This is a genomic window from Comamonas sp. C11 (genome assembly GCF_024496285.1).
Lineage (GTDB): Bacteria > Pseudomonadota > Gammaproteobacteria > Burkholderiales > Burkholderiaceae_C > Comamonas > Comamonas testosteroni_F.
The window spans coordinates 3,571,684-3,594,158 of record NZ_CP101743.1 but is presented as its reverse complement, the minus strand read 5'-3'; the positions used below and the strand labels follow the sequence as shown (position 1 = coordinate 3,594,158).

Sequence of the window (22,475 nt, the reverse complement as noted above, 5' to 3'; positions counted from 1 at the left end):
GGCTTGGCGGTACTGCTTTTACACCCAGCCCAGCGCACCCAGCGCCGCACCGCCAGCCAGCAGCCACAGCAGATGAATGCGGGTGCGCCATACCAGCAGGGTGCACGCAAGGCTCAGCAGCCATAGCTTCCAGTCCTTGCCAGGGTTGCCGCTGGCGCTGCCCAGCAGCCAGCCTGTGGCCAGCAGCAGCCCGATCACCAGCGGAGCCATGCCTTGCTTGAAGGCGCGCACGCCGCGTTTGTCCCGGTTGCGCTGGCCCCAGCGCGAAGCCTGCCAGGTCAGCAGCGAGCTGGGCAGCAAAATGCCCACCATGCATACGGCAACTCCGAGTGCACCTAGTCCCCAAGCCGCAGGGCCGGCGCCGCCGCCCGCATTCAGTCCCACGTTCCAGCCCAGCAGGGCGATGAACAGCACATTGGGGCCGGGGGCAGCCTGGGCGATGGCGATGGAGCTGGTGAACTGGGTTTCCGACAGCCAGTGGTTGCCGTCAACCAGATAGCGGTGCATATCGGGCGCGGCGGTGATGGCTCCACCCACGGCCATCAGCGACAGCGTCAGGAAGTAGGCAAAAAGATGCAGCCAGTCCACGGTCTGCAGCCCGATCGCCAGCGGGCTCATGTGAGCCTCCGGTAGGTCAGCAAGCAGCCTGTTGCGCCCACCAGCAACAAGGCCCAGAACAGCGGCAGGCGCAGCACGGCCACCAGCACAAAGGCGGCGATGGCCAGCCCTGCGCAATACCACTTGCCCAGAGGGTGCTTGCGCAGCGTGCCGGACAGCTTCAGGCCCATGCCCGCCACCAGTCCTGCCGCCACGGCGCCCATGCCGCGCAGGGCGCCGGCAACGGCCGGGTTGGCCGCGAACTGGGTGTAGACCAAAGTGAGGCTGATGACCACCAGCATCGGGAATGTCAGCATGCCGCACAGCCCCACGATGGCGCCGCGCCAGCCGAAGTAGCGCTCGCCCAGCATGATGGAAAGATTCACCACATTGGGCCCGGGCATGATCTGCGCCACGGCCCAATCCTCCATGAACTCCTCATTGCTCAGCCATTGGCGTTTTTCGACCAGTTCGCGCTGCACCACGGCCAGCACGCCGCCGAAACCCTGCAAGGCCAGAAAAGTCAGTGACCAGAACAGTTCACGCAGATGGCGGGGACGGGGCCGCTCGGCTAGCGGCAAGGACGGAGGGGCGGGCGAGCTCATCGGGCGGGTCTCAAGGAGAGAGTGATCGGAGTCAGCTGTGGATGCTAATCCGGGCATCTGTCTCCGGATTGGCTCGAGCCATCTTCAGTAGAGAAGGGTGTATCGATCACTTTGATGGCTCCCGTTGCCGGAGCGCGACGCCTGGCGCAGGTCAGAGGTCGCCCAGGATCTGCTCCAGATCAGCGTCGTCGGCATCGGCCTCCAGGCGCAGGCTGCCCTGTATGTGGTCCAGGTGGCTGAGCATCAATTGCTCTGCCAGCTCGCCATTGCCCGCGACGATGGCATCGACCACGGCTTCGTGCTCATCCACCAGGCAGCAGGTATTGACCGCCGATTCATACAGCGAGATCGTCAGGCAGGTCAGTGTGGACAGTTCACGCATGCTGCGCAGCAGCGCGGAGTTGCCGGCCAGCTCCGCCAGCAGCACATGAAACTCGCCGGACAGGCGCACCGTGGCTCGCTTGTCGGAGTTGGCACGTGCTTCGCGCTCCTGCTTCAGATGGGTCTGCAGGCGACGGATCTTGCTGTTGTCCATGTTCAGAACGAGGCGACGCACAATGCCTGGCTCTATCAGTCGGCGTGCTTCAAAGACGTCCAGCGCCTGCTCGATGCTGGGTTTGGCGACAAAGGCTCCACGCTGCGGGAACAGCTCCACCATCTGGTCGCGGGCCATGCGGGCAAGGACCTCGCGCACGCGAGCCCGGCTGGTGTTGAAGATATTGGCCAGCCTGTCTTCGCCGAGCTTGGTCCCCGGCAGCAGGCGGTGCTCATGGATGGCTGTGGCAATGCGAGCCGCCATTTCATCCACGGTAATTTCAGATCGAGATGTGTTGCTTCGATTGTTCACTTTTGTAGTGTATTTTGTCGACATGCCGGTGAATTCTAGTGTCACACGGCATGTCGGCTTCGAACGCCCCGATTGAGGTTATCCCGCAGAGTGTTCAGGGCAGCTGATTCAAGAGCTGGGTGAGCCCCGGGGGGAGGTTCTTGAAGTCCTTGCGTGGTGGTTTGGCAAAGCTGCCGGCGCGTGCCGGAGCGGGAGCCAGCGAGACCAGGCTCTGTGCATGGTTGACGGCGCTGGAGACGCCATCGACGGCCGGCACCGGCAAACTGTGCTTGATGGAGCGTGCGAGGCCCGCCAGCGGGGCGCCGGCAATGATCAGCACGTCGGCGCCATCCTCGCTGACCGCTGCTTCGCACAAGGCCTGCAGGCGTGCTGCATGGTCGTCCTGCACACTTCCGATGTCTCGCAGCGGCTCGTCCAGGCAGCGAATGCTGGCCAGTCGGTCTATGAGTCCGTTGCGCTCGACCATATCTCGGTACCAGGCGGTAATGCGCCTGGAGATGGCAATGATCGAGAAGCGTTTGCCCAGCATGCATGCGCTCATGAGCGCGGACTCGGTCATGCCCAGCACGGGAATGTCCAGGGCCTCTCGCAGGCCTTCGAGACCGGGGTCGCCAAATGCAGCAACGATGACGGCGTCATGCCGTGCGGCATGGGTTGCGGCCAGCTCGGCCACGGCATAGGCGGCAATCATGGCCTCGAAGCGCGTCTCAATATAGGCCACGCCCATGGGGGCGGTCAGCATGGTGATTTCCGTGCCTGGCGCGGCGGCCAGCCCGGCCTCTTTCTCTATCAAGGAAGTGACGCTCTCGGAGATATTGGGATTGATGATGAGCAGTTTCATGGTGTGTGCTCCGGTTCAGAAGCGAGGGGCATGTCGCTTGGGCAGCAATGTGGGGGCGCCACGTCGCAGAAATTGTCCCTGGCCGGTTCGGGCCTGGAACTTCTCGCCATCCCAGACGACCTGGCCGCCCGACAGGGTCAGGCAGGGCCAGGCCTTGAGCAACTGGCCTTCGTAAGGGGTGTGGTCCACGTTGTGATGCAGGTCGCGGTTGCTGATGGTGCGCTCGCCTTCCTGCCAGACGACCAGGTCGGCATCGGCTCCGATGGCGATGCTGCCCTTGCGCGGATGCAGTCCATAGACCTTGGCGGGGTTGGTGGAGGTCAGTTCCACGAAGCGGTTCAGCGTCATGCGTCCCGCCAGCACGCCATGGGTGTAGAGCAGGGACAGACGGGTCTCGATGCCCGGGATGCCATTCGGAATATGGCTGAAGGAGACCTCGTTGCCACCCGGTTTTTTGCCTTCCGGGGCGTCATAGTTGAATGGCGCATGATCGGACGAGAATACCGTGAAGAGCCCGTCGTTCAGACCGTTCCAGATGACCTCCTGGTTCGCCTTGTCGCGCGGCGGCGGGCTGCATACGCACTTGGCGCCATGGTAGCTGTCGTCGAGGCCCAGGTCTTCTGCGCTCAGGAACAGGTATTGCGGGCAGGTTTCGGCCATGATGTTCATGCCGTGGGAACGTGCCCAGCGGATCTGCTCGACGGCCTCGCGGCCCGAGACATGGACGATGAGGATGGGCACATCGGCAAGCTCCGAGAGCGCGATGGCGCGGTGGGTGGCTTCGCGCTCCACCAGCATGGGGCGCGAGACTGCGTGATAGCGAGGGGCGGTGCGGCCGCTGGCTTCCAGGCGCTTGGTCAGCCACTGGATGCAGTCGGCGTTCTCTGCATGGATCATGGTGGTGGCGTCGTACTTGCGCGCCACGTCCAGCACGTCGAGGATCTGGCCGTCGTTGAGCTTCAGATCGTCATAGGTCATGTAGATCTTGAAGGAGGTATAGCCTTCGCGGATCAGCGCGGGCAGTTCGTTTTCCAGTACTTCGGGCGTGGGGTCGCTGACAATCATGTGGAAACCGTAGTCCACGTGGGCCTTGCCGTCGGCGCGACGGTGGTAGTCCTCCACGGCCGCGCGCAGCGACTGGCCCTTGGCCTGGGCCGCGAACGGAATCACGGTGGTGGTGCCGCCGCAGGCCGCGGCGCGCGTGCCGCTGTCGAAGTCGTCGGCCATGCGCACCGGCGGCTCCATGGGTTGGTCCAGGTGGCAGTGGGCGTCGATGCCGCCGGGCGTGACCACGCGGCCGGCAGCGTCATATTCGCGGGCGCCGGCGGGCAGGTTGGCGCCCAGCTGGACAATCTTGCCGTCGCGGATGCCTATATCGGATTCAAAGATGTCGCTGGCGGTGGCAACGCGCGCATTGCGCACTACGAGATCAAATTCGCTGGATTTCATGCTGATATCAGAGTTTCGGGGTGTCGGTAGGGTCTGCCGGTGCTCCGGACTTGCCCTGGTGTTGTGATGCGAGTTCGAGTTCGCGCGCCAACGCCTTGTGGCGGGCGGGCGTGGGTTTGGCATGGGCCTGGTTGCTCAGCGCGGGCAGCACGTAGTCATTGACCATGCGGCGGATGGCCAGCACGTTCCGGGATTCGCGCAGGCCGCCTTCGATGGGCAGCATGCTGGTCATGACCACCACGGCATTGCGCTCGGGCAAAACCACAATGAACTGGCCCTTGAGGCCCATGGCGTGGGTTTCGGGCTCGGTGGCGACGATGTCGTTGATCCACCAGTAATAGCCATACCATGGCGCCGAGGCGGGCGCGGTCATGGTACGGACCCAGGCCTGGGAGACGATCTGCTTGCCGTCCCAGCGGCCGCCGGTCAGCACCAACTGGCCCAGCTTGGCCATGTCCACTGCGCGCAGGCGTAGCCCCCAGCCGGAGGAGACCAGGCCTTTGTCGTCAGCCCGCTCCCAGGCGTAATGGCTCATGCCCATGGGCTTGAAGAGTCTCTCCTTTGCAAAGTCCTGCAGTGGCATACCGGCGTTGGCCCCCAGCGTGGCGCTGGCCAGGATGGGGTTGACGTCGGTGTAGTCGAAGGTCGTGCCGGGCGCTACCTTGGGCGTAGTTTCGGCCGCCAGCTTGAGACGGTCGGGGGCGCCGTAGTAGATGGGGTCGTCGGTGGGCTTGAAGTTATAGACCAGGCCCGTGGACATGGACAGCACATGCCGCAGTTCGATGGATTGCTTGTCGGAGAAGGCGTCCTGGAGGTCGGGGCGGGCCTTGGCCAGGATGGGCGCCACTTTCTCGTCGAGCTTGCTGCGGCCCTCGTCCACCAGAACGCCGGCGGCCAGGGCCGTCACGTTCTTGGTGATGGAGTACTGCTCGTAGTTGTGGTTGCGCGTCAGGCCCTGGCTGTAGCGCTCATAGATCAGCTTGCCGTCCTTGACGACGAGAAAGCTGCGCACGTCGAGGTTTTCCTTGCGGATCATCTCGGATAACTGCACCAGAGGACGCGAATCCACGCCTACGGACTCGGGGGCGGCAGCAGGGAAATCGTGACTCGCCTGGACGGCGACGGAGTTGCGGCTGGCTGGCGTGGCGGCATATGCGCTCAGGGTTGAGGCGATGGCCGTGGCGCAGGTCAGGGCCAAGGCTTGGCGTGTGGGCAAGGGCATGGGGTTCTCCATCAAAGTGTCCAGGCGAGGCGGGGGGCGGTACTTAGACCGGGATCTTCTTGCTGTAGTCGATCACGATCGACGAGCAGACGAAGAGGCCTGCGCCCGCAGCAGCGAAGAGCATCATGGCCATGTCGTAGGAGCCGGTGGCCTGCACGATCACGCCCACCAGAATGGGTACGCCGATGCCGGCGAAGTTGCCGCCCAGGTTCATGACGCCACCCAGGAAGCCGACGCGCTTGCGGGTGCCCAGAATGGAGGGAACGCACCAGAACAGACCACACCAGCGCAGGAAGAACAGCGTTACCGACAGCAGGATCACGATGGTCACGGGGTCCTTGAAGCGGGCCACGTTGTAGATGGCGATGGTGGCGATGATCGAGGCGATACCGAACAGCGTGCGCAGCACCTTGGCTTGCGAAGCGCCCGCAGCCTTCCACTTGTCGGCAATCCAGCCGCCGACCATCTCACCGACGAAGCCGGAGAAGAACATGATGAACACGGCGCCGCCCATCTGCTTGATGTCCATGCCATGCACCTTGGACAGGTAGGTGGGCATCCAGGTCAGCAGGCCGTAGAACAGCGCGTTGAAGCACATCCAGCCGAAGAACATGCCCCATACCGAGCGGTACTTGAAGAAGTCCATTACCTTGCCGCTGGCATGGGCGGGCTCGGCGGCGAGGTCGGCGGCATGTGCTTCCTCGATGAAGGCAGCTTCGGCTTCATTGACGCCGGCGTGCTCACGGGGATGGTTGCGGATATACCACCAGGCAAAGACACCCGCGATCATGGTGCCAACGCCCGCGACGACGAAGGACACGCGCCAGGAGTCGAAGTGGGTCAGCAGGCCGGCGATGATCAGCGCGCCCAGGGCGGCGCCCAGCGGTGCGCCACCGTCCAGCAGCGTGGCGCCGCGGCCGCGTTCGTTCTGGGTCATCCAGATGCCGTTGAGCTTGCCGCCTGCGGGGTAGATGGGGGCCTCGGAGGCGCCCAGACCCAGACGGGTGATCAGCAGCGACACCCAGCCGGTGCAAGCTGCGGCGATGGCCTGGAAGAAGCCCCAACCCAGGGTGGAGCAGACGATGACCACGCGTGGGCCGAAACGGTCGGCCAGCATGCCTCCGGGAATCTGCATGAAGGCATAGGTCCAGAAGAAGGAGCTCATCAGCAGGCCCTGAACGGCAGGGCTGAGATCGAACTCCTTGGCGATCATGGGCATGGCCACGGACAGCGATGCGCGGTCAATGTAATTGACTGCGATCAGGAAAAGCATCATCAGGAAGATCTTCCAGCGCACCTTGGTCGGCGCTGCCGCCGCCTGCGGCGTGGCAAGTGTGGTTGGGTTTTGCATCTCGGGTCTCGCTCCATCGGTTGATTGGTTGTTCGATGTGAGGTCGAAATCTAAATGTCGACAATTGTGTCAACAATATCGTAAACACCTATTTGAGAATTATTCTCTGAAATATGCTGTGAGGCGAACGGCGGTGACGAAGTAAAGATTTTCTTGTCAGATAACTTTGAGTGATTTGACTTTGATTTATTGTCAACAATATTGTTGACGTTTGTTTTGGCGAGGTGAACAATGCCGGCTGGCCATACAAAGGAGACAAGCAAGATGACTGCAACTACGACATGCCTGGGCGTGCTCACGCCTTCTTCCAACACCGCGCTGGAGCCTCTGACCAGCGCACTGGCTGCCAGTGCCGGCAATTGCTCGGCCCATTTTTCGCGCTTCACGGTGACTGAGATTTCGCTGGCCGAGGGGGCACTGAACCAGTTTGACGACAGCAAGATCCTGGCCGCAGCCGAGCTGCTGGCCGATGCCAAGGTGGACGTGATCGGCTGGAGCGGCACGGCCGCAGGATGGCGGGGCTTTGAGACCGATATGCGGCTGTGCGAGCGTATTGCCGAGCGCACCGGCATCAAGGCCACGACGGCCATCCTGGCACTCAATGAGCTGATGGAAAAGCTCTCCGTGAAGAAGCTGGCCATCGTCAGCCCGTACACGGCGGACGTGCAGCAATGCATCGTCAACAACTACCGCGCCGCAGGCGTCGAGACCACGGCAGAGCGCCATCTGGACATCTCGGTCAACCACAGCTTTGCGCTGGTGGAGCCCGAGCAACTGCTGCAACTCATCGGCAACGTGATCGAAGAAGGCAAACCTGACACCGTCGTGACTTACTGCACCAATTTGCGCGCTGCGCACCTGGCCGAAGAGGTGGAGCGCCGTTGGGGCGTGCCGCTGCTCGATACCGTGAGTACCACGGTCTGGGGCATGCTGCGCGCGGCCGGGCGTGATCCTTCCGCCGTCAAAGGCTGGGGCCGCCTGTTCGATGTTGCATGATGAAGACCTTAGAGGGCGACACTGACCGATTCATAAGGAGACAACCATCGTGAAACTGCTTCGCTATGGCAGCGTGGGTGCGGAGCGCCCGGGCGTGCTGGACGCCGACGGCGTGCTGCGTGATGCATCGGCCCTGGTGTCCGATTGGGGCCCGGGCCAGCTAGGTCCCGATGCGCTCGAGCGCATACGGTATACGGACCGGAGTCGTTTGCCCAAGGTTGACGGAGCGCCACGCCTGGGCTGCCCCGTGGCACAGGTGGGCAAGCTGGTCTGTGCGGGCCTCAACTATGCTGACCACGCGGCCGAGGCCGGACTGCCAGCGCCGGCCGAACCCGTGCTGTTCATGAAGGCCGTGACGGCGATCTGCGGTCCGGGCGATGCGGTGCAGATTCCGCAGGGCGCGGACAAGGTCGACTGGGAGGTTGAGCTGGGCGTTGTCATCGGCAGCCGCGCGCGGCGCGTGACCGAGGAGCAGGCTCTGTCCCATGTGGCCGGCTATCTGTTGGCCAACGATGTGTCCGAGCGCGGCTGGCAATTGGAGCGTGGCGGCACCTGGACCAAGGGCAAGAGCCATGACACGTTTGCGCCGCTGGGCCCCTGGCTGGTGACGGCCGACGAAATTGCCGATCCGCATCGTGTGGGCCTGTGGCTGGAAGTCAACGGCAAGCGCATGCAGAGCGGCAATACGGCCAACTTCATTTTCAGCCTGCCCACGCTCATTTCGTATATCAGCCAGTTCATGACGCTGGAGGCCGGCGATGTGATTCTTACCGGAACGCCTGCGGGCGTGGGCCTGGGACAAAAGCCGCAGCCCGTCTTTCTCAAGCCCGGCGACGTGGTGCGGCTGGGGGCTGACGGACTGGGCGAGCAACGCCAGGTCTGCGTGGCAGTGAACTGACGCAGCTTTTTTCCCGGAGAGCTGGTTTTCAGAGCTTTCCGGGAGAAGCCGGGCCGGAAGGCGTGCGCTTTTCTTCGGCCGGCTGGAGCTGCTGGGCCTGCTTGATATCGATTCGCCTGGCTGTGATCCTGGCCACGCATTCGAGTTTTTGCAGGTCCTTGGCCGTCAGGCTTTCATCGGCCGCCTGGCTGAAGCAGCAGAGCGTGCCGTAGACCTTGCCGCTGGCCAGCACGATGGGCGTGCTCAGATGGGCGCCCACGCGAAAAGGAGTTGCAGGCAGCTTGGCAAAGGCAGGGTGGCTGGTCGCATCCTGGACCAGGCCAGGCAGAATACCGTCGAGCACGCACTGACAAAACGACTCTTCCAGGGGACCGCCGCCGCCGGTAGCAATCCATTCCTTGCCGGGGGCAGTATCGACATGCTGGAACATGCGTTGGCCGTTGCGGATCTCGGAGACAAAAATCACCTCCATATTGAGGTGCTGGCGCAGCTCCTGCAGGACCAGGCGCACGTTTTCATCGACCAGTTCGTCGCTTCGATCTGCCGTGGCCAGCAACAATTCGCTGACCTGTACCTCCAGTGCCTCCGGTGCGTAGTCCCAGTTGTGAATCGCCATCTCTCAAACCTCTGAATGTCGCGCAAAAACTCGGACCATTGTGGCCGAGCAAACAGGGTTCTCAAGTTAACAATACGTAAGGCTTCAAGGTGAATCCTGGCCGGTCACCGGTCTGGCGATGTCGTCGGCTGCAGCCGTCTGGTCGGTCTGGGGCCGAATCAGTGCCAGCACCTGGGCATGCAGCTCGGCGGGCACGGCGATCAGTTCCATATTCAGCACACGGGCCATTTCCTGCAGAGTGGAAAAGCGCGGATCGACATCGCCGGTTTCAGTGCGCTGTACGGCCATGCGCGACAGGCCGGCACGTTCGGCCAGATCGGCCTGGGTGATGCGGGCGGCCTTGCGGGCCTGGGCCAGAGTGGTGATGAGTTCGGAAGTCATGCGTATCAATATACTCTTTGTAGCGCGGTGCAAAAGCATGGCGCCTGCTGGAGAGTGTTTCCCCGGTCAGGTGGACCGCCGCAGTCTGCCATGCCGCTGCCATACTGCGAGGGCATGGTGGTGATGGTTCATCGAACAACAGGAGTGCGCAATTGGACTGGATAGCAATGCAGCTGAGCCACGAGAGCGTCAAGCTATGGCTGTCCGTGGGCTGGTCGCTGTATGTCATCGTGGTGGGCATCTGGATTCTGCTGCAGCGCAGCCAGCCGATTGCCACGCTGAGCTGGCTCTTGTCCATGGCAGCGCTGCCCGTGGTGGGTCTGCTGGTCTATTACTACTTCGGTCCACAACGCATGAAGCGCCAGCGTATCAAGCGGCTGCGCTCGCGCAAGCGTTCGCGTGTGCGCAACAGCATGCAAAAGCTCAGGGAACGCATTCCCGCCCAGCAGGAGCGCCTGCGTCAGGTGGCGCGGCTGGTTGGCATGACCAGCGACTTCCCGGTAAGCACGGCCACTTCCATGCAGTTGCTGGCAGGGGGCGCCGCGACCTTTGATGCGATTGCCGAGGCCGTGAATGCAGCACGCCACCATGTGCATCTGGAGTACTACATCTATGAGCCCGATCAGACCGGTACGGCCTTGCGTGATTTGCTGATCGAGAAAGCACGCGCAGGCGTGCAGGTGCGCTTGCTGGTGGATGCTCTGGGCTCCAAGAAGCTGGGGCGAAAATTCCTGGAGCCGCTGCAGCAGGCCGGGGCCGAGGTGCTGCGCTTTCACGACGCCAAGATTGGGCGGCGGCTGCGACCCGTGGTCAACTTCCGTACCCACCGCAAGATTCTGGTCTGCGATGGAAAAGTGGGTTTTACGGGCGGCGTGAACGTCACCGATGAAGAGAACGAGCGCATTTGTGACGATGCCTATCACGACGTGCATATCCGGGTCGAAGGCTCCGTCGTCAACTGGCTGCAGACAGTTTTTCTTGAGGACTGGGCCTACACCCGCAACGAGGATCCGCACCGCCTGCCCGACGATCTCGATGATCTGTTGCCCGATTGCGAGGACGGCCCCATCCCCATGCAGGTTGTGACCTCGGGGCCTGACGACCAGTTGGACGCCATCTACCGAGCTTATCTGGCGGCCATCAACGCGGCCCAGCAACGCATCTTGCTGACCACGCCTTACTTTGTGCCGACCGAAGGCGCGCTGACGGCTCTCACCAATGCCGCGCTGCGCGGTGTGGAGGTCCGCATTCTGGTGCCGAAGAAGTCTGATTCGCTACTGGTGACGGCCGCTGCGCGCTCCTATTTTGACGAGCTGATTCGCTGTGGCGTACACATCTATGAATATGCAGCCAGCATGCTGCACTCCAAGACCTTGGTGGTCGACGACAATATGGCCATGATTGGTACGGCCAATTTTGACTATCGCAGTTTTTTCCTCAACTACGAGGTCTGCGTGATCGGCTATGGGCCAGAGCTGAATCAGGCCATCGCTGCCCAGTTCGAGGCCGACCTGGGCCAAGCTCGAATGGTGCAATATCGCAGCGAAAAAGGTCTGCGGCGACGGCTGTTCGGTTCCGTCGCCCGATTGACATCGCCGCTGCTGTAATGGGTGAAACCGTGAACCATTGTGTGGACGCTCTGGCGCTGTGGCGCCTGCAAGACTGGCTGCATGCGCACCCGCGTGTGGTTGTCATTGGCGGCGCCGGCTGCAGTACCGAAGTCGGTATCCCCGACTATCGTGATCGCAACGGGCAGTGGAAGCGTCCGCAGCCCGTGACCTATCAGGCCTTCATTGGCGATGTGCTGGTGCGTCAGCGCTACTGGGCGCGTTCCATGCTGGGTTGGCGCGTGATGGGCCAGGCGCGGCCCGGTTCCGCCCATCAGGCACTGGCGCGGCTGGAGCAGCAAGGCTGGCTGGAGCTGCTGATTACCCAGAATGTCGATGGCCTGCATGATGCGGCCGGAAGCCTGAACACCGTGGACCTGCATGGTCGCATCGACACCGTGCGCTGCATGGACTGCGGCAAGCGCTCTGCCCGCGCCGATCTGCAGCAGCGCCTGCTGGCGCTGAACCCGGCCTGGGCTGAACTGTATGCCGCACCAGCGCCCGATGGTGATGCCGACCTGGAAGACCAGGACTTCAGCCGCTTTGTCGTGCCGGCCTGTCCACATTGCGGTACCGGCCTGATCAAGCCCGACGTGGTGTTCTTTGGCGAGACGGTGCCGCGTGAACGCGTGCAGACCTGCATGGCTGCCGTGGCCAGGGCCGACGCCGTGCTGATCGCCGGCTCTTCATTGATGGTGTATTCGGGTTACCGCTTTGCGCTGGCAGCGCATGAGCAGGGCAAGTCCATCGTGGCCATCAACCAGGGGGTGACGCGAGCCGATGCATTGCTGGACTTCAAGCTCGAAGCCGATGTGGGGCAGGTCTTGACGAGCCTGAGCCTCTAGCTGCTCGCGCAAGGGGATCAGCCCGGGGCGATCTGCACCAGATGGGAACTTGCCCCGGCCTTCGTCGTGATTCGCACAGGCAGAAAGCGCTGAATCGCCGCGAAGTTGCTCAGTGCGTGGGGCGTCAGCTCCGTACAGCTGTAGCTGGCGGGCTGCCCGCGCAAATGCACGGCCAGCGCCAGCGGCAGCACCCACTGGTCAGCCAGGTGTGGGCCCAGTGCGCCGTCGCTGCTTTGGTAGCGGCGCATTTCCTGCGCCAGCAGGGTGGCCACGGTTTCGGCGGTTACGCCTTTTTCGCCGAATTCGGTGAAGACCTCGGTCACCTGCTCGTGCACCAGCGTGCCCAGCAGCGCATTGCCAGGCCCCTCGTTCTGGCGCACGCCGGCTTGGCGCAGCTGTCCGGGTTGCCAGTCCATGAGGGCAGCCAGCTTGTTGAGTTCGCGCCGGGCAATCGACGAAGGCAGGGCTGGAGCAAGGCAGTCCGCATACGCCTCGAGTGCGCTGCCGCGCTCGTTGAGGTCAAACGGGGTCAGCACCTCTCTGGCGCCGCCGATCACGGCCTCGAACTCGCCGCCTCCGGCGGGGTAGAAGCCGTGACGTTGAAGTGTCAGTTGCACAGGTGCGCCAAGGCGGCGCAGCAGCGGCGCATAGCTGCGCTCAAGGAAGTGGAAGGGCGGAGCCATGGGGTTGTGCGTGCCGCCCCTGAGCTGGATCCGGCTTTCGCCAGCGGCCAGCATCAGCGCGGGCCACACGGTCTGCAGCACCAGGGTGCAACTGCCGGCCGATCCCACATTGAACGCATAGCTGCCGCAGTGCACGGTGCCGGGCGTGAACTGCAGAGCCTGCGAATTCAGCTCTGCACCTTCCGCCCGGGCGCTGCTGATTTCGATGGCTGCGTGAACGCAGGTCAGGTGCTGGCGCATCAGCCCCGGCTTGGAGCGGCCCGCGCGGATCCGGGTCAGGGCAAAAGCCTGGCCCGTGCACATGGACAGGGCCAAGGCGCTGCGCAGTATCTGGCCGCCGCCTTCGCCCTGGGAGCCGTCGATTTCTATCATTGTCCTATTCCTCTTGTTCTTGATTTTTTTCTCGATTATTGGGTGTTGAAGCGCGCAACGGCCTCCAGCAATAACGCATCGGCTGCTTGCACCGTTTCGGCGCGCAATGGCTTGGCCTGCGGCGCATATTGTTCGGCCAGGGCCAGCTCGGTCTGCAGAAACTCCTGTATGCGAGGCCAGGGGGCGCTGGTGGCCGCTTCACCGGCGCGCATCTTGACCGTCAGCAAGGCATTGAGTTCGCTCAGCAGTTCGGCATCATGCAGCAGCGCCGTCGCCAGCTCGGCAAAGCGCATGGGCGGCACGCCGCCGATCTCGCGTATCCAGCGTGCGGCTAGCAACGGGCGCAGCGCGTAAAAGTATTTTTTGTACTTCACGACCTCGCTTTTCGGGCGCAAGTGGCTCTTCATGGTCTTGCGCGCCATGGACAGATAGTGGTGGTAGCCGCGCACTGGCGAAAAGCTCTGCAGCGCCAGCTCGTGCAGGCGCTTGACCCAGGCGGTCTCGCTGCAATAGACCACGGGCGAGCGCAGCCACTCCAGCAGCACCGGATTGGAAGCCTGCATCAGCTGTAGCGTCTTGCGCAGTTCCCAGCCGCTCACGTCCAGCTCGGCGCTCACAGGAAGCTCGATCACATCGCGGCCCGCGCGGGTGCGCAAATACCAGGGCAGGCGTGGCACATAGACAAAGCGCACGTCATAGTCGCTGTCGGGCGAAGCAAAGCCCCAGCCACGGCTGCCTGATTCGCAGGCAAACAGCACCTTTACATCGTGTTCGCGTTCGAGTGCCTTGAGCTGGGCTTGCACGGCGCTGCGCATGGCATCGGATATCGGGTGTGCGCTCAGCACGCTCTCTTGGGGTTTGAATTCTTGTTCAACGGTTTGCATGATGGTGCTCGTTCTTCTACAGGCAGCGAGAACCCATGCTCCCGCTGCATTTGCTAACCCTTGACGCAGATCACCTGCTTGAGGGTATGGACCACTTCCACCAGGTCCTTCTGGGCGGCCATGACGGCGTCGATGTCCTTGTAGGCCATGGGGATCTCGTCGATCACGCCCTCGTCCTTGCGGCATTCCACGCCTTCGGTGGCTTTGATCTGGTCAGCCACCGAGTACAGCTTTTTGGCCTTGGTGCGGCTCATTACGCGGCCCGCGCCGTGGCTGCAGCTTTCAAAGCTCTCGGGGTTGCCCAGGCCGCGCACGATATAGCTGCGCGCGCCCATGCTGCCGGGGATGATGCCCATTTCGCCGCGCTTGGCGCTCACGGCGCCCTTGCGGGTGACGAACACATCCTCGCCAAAGTGATGTTCCTTCTGCACATAGTTGTGGTGGCAGTTCACGGCCTCCACATGGGACTCGAAAGGCCTGGTAATCACCTGGCGCACGGTGGCGATCAGGTTGGCCATCATCACTTCGCGGTTGCTCATGGCGAACTTCTGGGCCCAGGACACGGCGCGCACATAGTCGCCAAAGTAGCGGGCTCCTTCTTCAAGGTAGGCCAGGTCCCGGTCGGGCAGATTGCGCTGGTGCAGCTCGGCATCCTTCTTGGCCAGCTCGATGAAATGGTTGCCGATGGCATTGCCCACGCCGCGCGAGCCCGAGTGCAGCATGAACCAGACAAAGCCGACTTCGTCCAGGCACACTTCCACAAAGTGATTGCCGCTACCCAGGGTTCCCAGATGCTTGCGGTTATTGGTCTTTTCCAGGCGAGGGTGCAGCTCGCATAGTGCGTCGAATTCGTCCACCAGCGTGGCCCATTTCTGGTCCACCAGATCGGGAGGGTTCTCCCAGGCGCCAGGGTCACGGCCACGGCTTTTGGGCGCCGATCCATGGGGCACGGCCTTTTCAATGGCCGAGCGCAGCGTGGCCAGGCTGTCGGGCAGGTCTTCGGCCCGCAGCGTGGTCCTGGCGGCCATCATGCCGCAGCCGATGTCCACGCCGACGGCCGCAGGGATGATGGCCTTGACGGTGGGAATCACCGAGCCGATGGTGGCACCAATGCCCAGGTGCACATCGGGCATGGCGGCGATATGTTTGAAGACAATGGGCAGGCGCGCGGCGTTGGCCAGTTGCTGCTGGGCCTCGGATTCCACGGGCACGCCCTTGGTCCACATCTTGACGGGCACGCCGCCAGCGACTTCCAGCAGTTGGTAATTCTGTTCGGACATCTTGATTTCCTTTCGGACTTGCACAAACTGGAAGGCAACAGCGGACTGCCGACTGAGGCAGTCGTCTTGCCTGAACCTGTTTTGCGTAAGTCGTTTCCTTGTTGTTCCTGTCATGGATGACTGCCCTGCAGCGACAAGGGGTGGTGAAACATCGTGCTCTACCAGGCTGAGCTACAACAGCTTTGCAACTGCTGGCGGGATTCGAACCCGCGACCACGAGATTAAAAGTCTGTAGTTCCACCGGCATTCGCTACAAGGCAGCCAAACCGATAATTCATTTGGACTCACGCTTGCGCAAGTCGTGTTCAAAAAAGGCGGCGCGACCAGAGAAGCAAGACATAGCCGTGACCGGTTTCCCGGCTTGGGAATCGAACCCGTGGCAACCGATGTAGTCCTGCTGGCATTCGCGCCAAACTCAAACCATGGTGATGAATGTCTTGCTGCGACAAGGGTTGGGTGAAACATAACCCGTGCTGTACCTTTGGCTACCGCTCGTTGATCTTTCGATCCGACGAGGCGGGCAGGAATCGAACCTGCAATCCGGGCACCCATGTAGTTCCACCGGCATTCGCAGCCAGTCATTCAAACCGTTCCACTTCATTCAGGACATCTGCGGCGGGCGACAAGGGGTTGGTGAGACGGGACAGTTTGGATATGTAGTCCCACCAGCATTCGCCAACAACAGATGATCACTTCAACTCCGAGTTGCTAACACGGACCTTGATACGTCGTTGCTCAGCCTTGTCGTACTTTTGTACTGCCTGCGGCTAGGCGCCTCGTCTCAAATGCAAACCTTCGGTTTGCTGGGCCGTGCTTTCAACTCTCACTGGGACTCGAGAGCGATCTTCTCGATCTCGCCCACCCAGTGTTCCGCGCCAAGCCTGCCTTCGGCAAAACTTGCCACCACATCGAATACCGCATCGCTGAAGCCGCCGACATTCAGAATGTCGTCGCGCTCCATGGCCTGCGTCGTGCCATAGGGCTGGATGTCTATGCAGACCAGCCGGGCATTGGGGCTGCGCTGCTTGATGCGCTCCCACTGCTGCATGGTTTCGGTGGCACCGCGGCGCACACCATCGACCCATGACTCGTTGTCCGAGACCATGATCACCACATCCACCCGTGCCTTTTCATCGGCCAGCTGCTTCAGTGGTGCACTGCAGTTGGTGCCGCCGCCGCCGATCTTTGCCAGCTTGCTCGCATTGGTCATCACCGAGTCGCGGCCGTTGAGTTCCAGCTTCACCACCTTCTGCTCGAAGGGCAGCACGCGTGCCGTCCTGTTCTTGCGCAGCACGGCGGCGGCCATCAGGCCGGCCACATCGATGCAGCGCACCGCCGTGGTGGCTCCGGCGCGATAACCCGTCACAGGGCTGTGCATGGAGCCCGATACATCGGGGCAGACCACTACCGCTCCTGCAAAGCAGGGCACATTGGCAATGGCATGCTCCATGGCGTCCTGCAGCGCATCGCGCACCTGGGCCGGTACCTTCTCACCGGCAGCCTGGTAGGCCGACAGCAGCTGATAGGGCATGGCACGGGCCCTGGCCACGGCGTCGGCATCTCCCAGCTTGCGGGCGATCAGTGCCGTCATCCCCTTGATCTCGAACACGCCATGGCGTGCAAAGGTGTTCAGGTTCTGGCGCACCATCTGCCATGAGCCGCTGTGGGCGATCTGCGCCCATTGCTGGGCGTTCAGCTCGAGTGCGGTCAGCATCTGAAACGGCACATCAGGCAGCTCGGCACTCAACAGGCCCTGGGCCACATCGCGCTTGAAGCGCTCGAAAGCCTGGGTGATGGGCGGCAGCTGCGCTTCATCAAACGGTTTGCCGATCAACCAGGCAAACCATGCGGAACGCCAGGCCTCCTGAGGCTTGGGGTGCACCATCTTCACCACATCGGCCAGCGAAGGCTGCTGGCCCACGGCAGCGCTGAGCAGCTGCTTCTCGCTCGCATTGAGCAGCCAGTTCTGCACCAGCTTCTTGGGTGCCGAGCCCAGGGACTTGCGACCCATGGCGCCGCTGCGCATGATCTGCACAAAGTTGCGCAGCATCTTGCCGTTGTCGATCACGCGGCCAAACACCTGGCTCAGCAGCGCGGTATCCCAGACAGCCAGCGCGGCAGCCAGGGTGGCTGGCATGTCCTTCATATAGCCGCGTTGGCGGGCATAGACGGCCGTCTGGGCTGCAAAGCGCGTGTCCACTTCCAGTACCAGATTGCCCAGCTGCTCCAGCTGATCCTGGTCGCCTGCATAGAAAGTCTGGCTCAGGCAGCCGGTCACGGCCATCTGGGCCAACTGGTGGCGGGGGCTCAAGGCATAGGCTGCGGCGCCTTCCCGATTGACCGTGTTGGCGGCTGCAGTCAGTGCACCGCGGCTGGTTTGAAACAATTGCGTGTTGACCATTCTTCTTCTCCTGTTTGCATTCAACTTGCAGATGCTTTGGTTATTGCAAGCGGTGTGCCAACTTCTCGAAGGTGGAGTGGTTAATTTTCAAGTCATTGAATTAATTGGATAAATTTCATTTCAATTACTTTGGGTGGCAGATGCGTTGGAAGAAGAGTTGAAAGATTATTAGAATTAAAGATAGATATTTATCTAGAAAGATATGTCAAAAAAGAACGTGGTGATTGGTTTCATGGGCACTCAGCTCGATTCGGGGCAAGGGGCAGGGCGCTGGAGCAAGTGGCGGCCTACGGTGTCGCTGATGCAGCATGAAGACCAGGTGATAGACCGGCTGGAGCTGCTGTACTCCAGCCGCTACGACAAGCTGGCGCAGACCCTGGTGCAGGACATTGCCAATGTCTCGCCCGAAACCCGGGTCAATCTGGTGGACTCCGATGTTCAGGACCCCTGGGACTTTGGCGAGATGTATGCCGCGCTTTACGACTGGGCGCGTAATTACCGCTTTGATACCGAGCGCGAGAATTACTGGGTACACATCACCACGGGCACCCATGTGGCGCAGATTTGCATGTTCCTGATGGTGGAGTCGCGCCAGATACCGGGAGTGCTGCTGCAGACCTCGCCACCGCGCAAGCAGCAGGCGGGCTCGCCGGGCAGCATGATCCTGATCGATCTGGACCTCACGCGCTACGAAGCTCTGGCACAGCGCTTCCATCAGGCCCAGACCGAGGCGCTGGACTTCCTCAAGAACGGCATTGCCACGCGCAACCCGCAGTTCAACCAGTTGATTGAAGAGATAGAGCGCGTGGCGATTCGCTCGCGTGCACCGATTCTTTTCACCGGGCCCACAGGTGCGGGCAAGTCGCATCTGGCGCGGCGCATCTTCGAGCTCAAGAAATCGCGCCACCAGGTGGCTGGCGATTTTGTCGAGGTCAACTGCGCAACCTTGCGTGGCGACGGCGCGGCCTCCACCTTGTTTGGCCACAGAAAGGGAGCGTTCACCGGGGCGGCGGCAGACCGTGCCGGCCTGCTGCGCACCGCGCATGAAGGCGTGCTGTTTCTCGACGAGATCGGCGAGCTCGGTCTGGACGAGCAGGCCATGCTGCTCAAGGCCGTGGAGGAAAAGCGCTTTTTCCCCATGGGCAGCGACAAGGAGGTCAGCAGCGACTTTCAGCTCATAGCTGGCACTCACCGTGACCTGCGCGTCGATGTGGCCGAGGGGCGCTTTCGCGAAGACCTGTTTGCGCGTATCAATCTCTGGTCCTATACCTTGCCGGGCCTGGCACAGCGCCCCGAGGATCTGGAGCCCAATATCGACCACCTGCTGCTGCGGGCCGTGGCCGAGACCGGCAGCTCCGTGCGCTTCAACGCCGAGGCCAGGGCGCTGTATCTGCAGTTTGCCAAGTCTGCCCAGGCTCCCTGGAGCGGCAACTTCCGCGACCTTGCGGCCAGCATCACGCGGCTGGCCACGCTGGCCGACAGCGGTCGCATCACGACCAGGCAGGTGGAGGCCGAGATCAAGCGCCTGGACTGGCTGTGGCAGCATGCGCATAGCCATGTCCTGCCCAAGGCCGAGCTGGATCTGGGCGACTATCTGTCCGAAGATGCCATCGCCCAGATCGATCTGTTTGACCGCTTGCAACTGCAGTCCGTCATCACTGTCTGCCGCGCATCGACCACGCTGTCCGATGCAGGTCGCAAACTGTTTGACCAGTCGCGCCAGCAAAAAGCCGTGGTCAACGATGCAGACCGGCTGCGCAAATTTCTGCACAAATTTGGTTTGAATTGGGAGCAGCTCAAACAATCATTTTGATAGCTGCTTGCGCTTTATTAATAAGGGATAAGGGCCAAAAAGGCTTTAAGCTGATGAGGCTGAGCCGCAAGCTGTGCCGGTTCGCAGGCATACTTCAGGCCCATGGCTCATACCTTCTTCTGGCACGACTACGAAACCTTTGGCGCCCAGCCGCGCTATGACCGTCCCGCGCAGTTTGCGGGCATACGCACGGATGACCAGCTCAACGAAATCGGCGAGCCCGTGATGTGGTACTGCCAGCCGGCCAATGACTATCTGCCCGATCCGCAATCCTGCCTGATCACGGGCATCACGCCCCAGCGTGCACTGCAGGAAGGCGTTGCCGAGCACGAGTTTGCAGCGCTGATCGAGGCCGAGCTGGCCCAGGCCGGTACCGTGGGCGTGGGCTACAACACCATTCGATTCGACGACGAGATTACGCGTTTCATGTTCTGGCGCAATCTCACCGACCCTTATGCGCGCGAGTGGCAGAACGGCTGCGGCCGCTGGGATTTGCTGGATGTGGTGCGCATGGTCTATGCGTTGCGCCCCGACGGCATTCAGTGGCCGAACAAGGAAGACGGCACGCCCAGCTTCAAACTCGAGGACCTGGCCCGCGCCAATGGCCTGCTGCACGAGCAGGCCCACGATGCGATGAGTGATGTGCGCGCCACGATTGCCCTGGCGCGGCTGATCCGCGAAAAGCAGCCGCGCCTGTTTGACTTTGCCTTTGGCCTGCATAAAAAGGACGGCGCTCTGCGTGAGATGGGCCTGCCCGCCACGCAGGAGCACGCGCGCCCCTTCCTGCATGTGACCGGCATGATCAGCCCTGCGCGCGGCTGCCTGGCCGTGATGTGGCCGCTGGCCACCCACCCGACCAACAAGAACGAAGTCATCTGCTGGGATCTGGCGGCTGACCCGACCGAGCTTTCGGGCATCAGCATCGAGGACCTGCGCCTGCGGCTGTTCACGCGTCAGGCCGAACTGCCCGAGGGCATGACTCGTCTGCCCATCAAGAGCATCCACGTCAACAAGTCGCCCATGGTGGTGGGAAGCCTCAAGACCCTGAGCCCGGCCATGGCCGAAAAATGGGGCGTGGACATGGAACTGGCGATGCAGCATGCGGCGATGGCCCGCGACCTGCCCGACATGAGCGCCCAATGGAAGGCCGTCTTCACGCGCGAGGCGGGTGAGCCGCTGGACGCCGACCAGGATCTGTATGGCGACTTTGTAGGCAACGAGGACCGCCGCCGTCTGGAGCGCATCAAGCGCCTCTCGCCCCAGGAGCTGGCGCTGGACAAGACCGGCTTTGACGACGCACGCCTGACTGAGCTGGTCTGGCGCTATCGTGCGCGCAACTTCCCGCAGACGCTCGATGCCCGGGAGCAGCAGCGCTGGGAGGAGCACCGCGCAGCCTGCCTGATCGAAGGCCAGGGCGGGGCACGTACGGCCGAGCAGATGTTTGCCATGATCGACAGCCTGTCCGAAACCGCCGACGAGCGCGCCGAGGAGATTCTGGGCGAGCTCTATGACTATGCCGACGCCATGGTGCCCGAGGCCTGATCGACCCATTCCTGCTGCTCATCGCCATCCAGAAAGGCTGCTTCCACTGAATACCGTCAGCAGCCTTTTATCTTTGGCTCTAGCTTGGTGATGATGCGCTCGCAGGCCCTTACAGCTAGGGGTAGGGAGGTCTCGCTTGGGTGCTCGTCTCTGCATTGATTTTTACCGGCTGAAGCTCTAGTGAGCGGCCAATCCATCGTTGCAGGCGATCAGGAAGCTGGTCACTTGTGGTCGCTTGTTCGGATCTACCAGTCATGTTGCGCACGCTGGCTTGCGCATCATTCAAACTGCCCAAGTGACGCCTCAATGCACCAGAGATGGGGCTCACGTACCAGGCAACCACATACGAGCCCTGAGGTTTTCGAACACCTGGCGTGTGATCGGGTTGACAACATGACTGCGTATATAGAGTTTGTAGACCAGATCGGGAAGGGGAGGCAAACCGTCGCCATTGCTCAGTACACGCAGACCGGGGTCCAACTGCTCAACGCCGCGCGCAGTGATCCCCAGGTCGGCGCGCAGGGCTGCACGTATGCCCACCAGGCTGGTACAAGTATGGCGCGGTGTCCAGCTAATGTCCGCTGCGTCTAGCGCATCGCAGGCCAGGCGGCGAAAAATGCTGGGCCCGCTCGCGAGCACCAGGGGCAGAGGCTTGCTTGGGTCATGCACATAGTTCGCACCACACAGCCAGACCGTGGGGCTGGAGCGCAGTGCAAAGCTTTCGAATGTGGTGTCATCGCGGTTGGAGATGACCATGTCCAGCTCACCCTGCTTGAGCGACTCCATCAGAAACGGGCTGCGTTCCATATGGATGTCGATCAGCATGCCGGGAAATTTCAGTGCGATCTCTTTCAGCACCGGTGGCAGCAGAGTGTCGGCAACATCATGCGGTGCGCCTATGCGCACCAATCCTTCCAGATGCTGATTTCGAAGGCTGCTGAGCGCTTCATCGTGAATCGCCAACATGCGCTGGGCATAACCGAGCAGGCGCTGGCCATGCTCGGTCAAGCGCTTTTGCCGGCCTTGTTTTTCAAACAGCGTGTGGCCCACTTTGTCTTCCAGCCGTTGCATCTGCTGGGTGATGGCCGATTGAGTGCAGCCCAGTTGCACGGCTGCAGCGGCAAAGCTCTGCTGGCGGGCAATGGTCGCCAGCGTGCGTAGTTGGTCTAGATCCAGTGTGTCCATATATAAGTTTTTCTTAAGTATATGGTTGAACTATTGGGATTGTTCGCATTAAAGTCGCTC

General features: G+C 62.0%; 20 protein-coding genes. 6 read left to right on the top strand and 14 right to left on the bottom strand.

From position 1 onward, the window contains the following. Positions 1-18 precede the first annotated feature (18 nt). The 7 genes from NOX35_RS16500 to NOX35_RS16470 form a co-directional block, all read right to left on the bottom strand. Positions 19-618 carry a chromate transporter gene (locus tag NOX35_RS16500; protein WP_256494043.1) on the bottom strand — a complete coding sequence of 200 codons (600 nt, stop codon included), beginning with the start codon at positions 616-618 and terminating at the stop codon, positions 19-21. Beyond that, on the bottom strand, positions 615-1,202 hold the full coding sequence (locus tag NOX35_RS16495) for a chromate transporter (RefSeq protein WP_182283290.1): 588 nt from the start codon (positions 1,200-1,202) through the stop codon (positions 615-617). The genes NOX35_RS16500 and NOX35_RS16495 overlap by 4 nt, the downstream gene beginning before the upstream one ends. A 151-nt stretch (positions 1,203-1,353) precedes the next feature. Further along, positions 1,354-2,001, bottom strand: a complete 648-nt coding sequence (locus tag NOX35_RS16490; RefSeq protein WP_034358464.1) for a GntR family transcriptional regulator — start codon at positions 1,999-2,001, stop codon at positions 1,354-1,356. A 142-nt stretch (positions 2,002-2,143) separates the two neighbouring features. Then, positions 2,144-2,890 carry an aspartate/glutamate racemase family protein gene (locus NOX35_RS16485; RefSeq protein ID WP_256494041.1) on the bottom strand — a complete coding sequence of 249 codons (747 nt, stop codon included), beginning with the start codon at positions 2,888-2,890 and terminating at the stop codon, positions 2,144-2,146. Positions 2,891-2,905: 15 nt separating this feature from the next. Continuing rightward, on the bottom strand, positions 2,906-4,339 hold the full coding sequence (gene hydA, locus NOX35_RS16480) for a dihydropyrimidinase (protein ID WP_256494040.1): 1,434 nt from the start codon (positions 4,337-4,339) through the stop codon (positions 2,906-2,908). Positions 4,340-4,346: 7 nt separating this feature from the next. After that, positions 4,347-5,573 (bottom strand): serine hydrolase domain-containing protein, encoded by a 1,227-nt coding sequence (locus tag NOX35_RS16475; protein ID WP_371878491.1) that lies wholly within the window; start codon positions 5,571-5,573, stop codon positions 4,347-4,349. A gap of 31 nt (positions 5,574-5,604) precedes the next feature. Next, positions 5,605-6,912, bottom strand: coding sequence for an MFS transporter (locus NOX35_RS16470; RefSeq protein ID WP_182283286.1), 1,308 nt, complete (start codon positions 6,910-6,912; stop codon positions 5,605-5,607). A 264-nt stretch (positions 6,913-7,176) separates the two neighbouring features. On the opposite strand from NOX35_RS16470, the gene NOX35_RS16465 reads away from it, so the two are divergent. Beyond that, positions 7,177-7,908, top strand: a complete 732-nt coding sequence (locus tag NOX35_RS16465) for an aspartate/glutamate racemase family protein (RefSeq protein ID WP_182283285.1) — start codon at positions 7,177-7,179, stop codon at positions 7,906-7,908. A gap of 49 nt (positions 7,909-7,957) precedes the next feature. Then, complete coding sequence (locus NOX35_RS16460) at positions 7,958-8,806, top strand: fumarylacetoacetate hydrolase family protein (RefSeq protein ID WP_182283284.1); 849 nt, start codon at positions 7,958-7,960, stop codon at positions 8,804-8,806. A 28-nt stretch (positions 8,807-8,834) separates the two neighbouring features. Here NOX35_RS16460 and NOX35_RS16455 read toward each other — a convergent pair whose 3' ends face one another. Both NOX35_RS16455 and NOX35_RS16450 read right to left on the bottom strand, forming a co-directional pair. Next, on the bottom strand, positions 8,835-9,422 hold the full coding sequence (locus tag NOX35_RS16455; protein ID WP_256494036.1) for a GAF domain-containing protein: 588 nt from the start codon (positions 9,420-9,422) through the stop codon (positions 8,835-8,837). Between the two features lie 84 nt (positions 9,423-9,506). Then, a complete protein-coding gene (locus NOX35_RS16450) occupies positions 9,507-9,803 on the bottom strand; it encodes a helix-turn-helix transcriptional regulator (protein ID WP_256494035.1) in 297 nt (98 codons plus the stop codon). A 167-nt stretch (positions 9,804-9,970) separates the two neighbouring features. Here NOX35_RS16450 and cls point away from each other — a divergent pair, with 167 nt between their 5' ends. Both cls and NOX35_RS16440 read left to right on the top strand, forming a co-directional pair. Next, the gene (cls, locus tag NOX35_RS16445; RefSeq protein ID WP_371878551.1) at positions 9,971-11,410 is read left to right on the top strand and encodes a cardiolipin synthase; all 1,440 of its coding nucleotides are present in this window, start codon (positions 9,971-9,973) and stop codon (positions 11,408-11,410) included. Continuing rightward, positions 11,410-12,255 carry an NAD-dependent protein deacetylase gene (locus tag NOX35_RS16440; RefSeq protein WP_256494034.1) on the top strand — a complete coding sequence of 282 codons (846 nt, stop codon included), beginning with the start codon at positions 11,410-11,412 and terminating at the stop codon, positions 12,253-12,255. The genes cls and NOX35_RS16440 overlap by 1 nt, the downstream gene beginning before the upstream one ends. A 17-nt stretch (positions 12,256-12,272) precedes the next feature. Here the strand turns inward: NOX35_RS16440 and rtcA are convergent, their stop codons facing one another. The 4 genes from rtcA to NOX35_RS16420 all read right to left on the bottom strand — a co-directional run bounded on the left by rtcA (position 12,273) and on the right by NOX35_RS16420 (position 17,875). Beyond that, on the bottom strand, positions 12,273-13,310 hold the full coding sequence (gene rtcA, locus NOX35_RS16435; RefSeq protein ID WP_256494033.1) for an RNA 3'-terminal phosphate cyclase: 1,038 nt from the start codon (positions 13,308-13,310) through the stop codon (positions 12,273-12,275). Between the two features lie 35 nt (positions 13,311-13,345). Next, complete coding sequence (locus tag NOX35_RS16430; RefSeq protein WP_256494032.1) at positions 13,346-14,194, bottom strand: nucleotidyltransferase domain-containing protein; 849 nt, start codon at positions 14,192-14,194, stop codon at positions 13,346-13,348. A 53-nt stretch (positions 14,195-14,247) separates the two neighbouring features. Beyond that, the gene (locus NOX35_RS16425) at positions 14,248-15,474 is read right to left on the bottom strand and encodes an RtcB family protein (RefSeq protein ID WP_256494031.1); all 1,227 of its coding nucleotides are present in this window, start codon (positions 15,472-15,474) and stop codon (positions 14,248-14,250) included. Between the two features lie 823 nt (positions 15,475-16,297). Beyond that, positions 16,298-17,875 (bottom strand): RNA-binding protein, encoded by a 1,578-nt coding sequence (locus NOX35_RS16420; protein ID WP_256494030.1) that lies wholly within the window; start codon positions 17,873-17,875, stop codon positions 16,298-16,300. 202 nt (positions 17,876-18,077) lie between these two features. Between NOX35_RS16420 and rtcR the strand changes: the two genes are divergently transcribed. Together rtcR and sbcB are read left to right on the top strand one after the other, a co-directional pair. Then, a complete protein-coding gene (gene rtcR / locus NOX35_RS16415) occupies positions 18,078-19,688 on the top strand; it encodes an RNA repair transcriptional activator RtcR (RefSeq protein WP_256494029.1) in 1,611 nt (536 codons plus the stop codon). A gap of 102 nt (positions 19,689-19,790) precedes the next feature. Next, positions 19,791-21,230, top strand: coding sequence for an exodeoxyribonuclease I (sbcB, locus tag NOX35_RS16410; protein WP_256494028.1), 1,440 nt, complete (start codon positions 19,791-19,793; stop codon positions 21,228-21,230). A gap of 324 nt (positions 21,231-21,554) precedes the next feature. On the opposite strand, the gene NOX35_RS16405 is transcribed toward sbcB, so the two are convergent. Continuing rightward, on the bottom strand, positions 21,555-22,415 hold the full coding sequence (locus NOX35_RS16405; RefSeq protein WP_182283274.1) for a LysR substrate-binding domain-containing protein: 861 nt from the start codon (positions 22,413-22,415) through the stop codon (positions 21,555-21,557). Between the last annotated feature and the right edge of the window lie 60 nt (positions 22,416-22,475).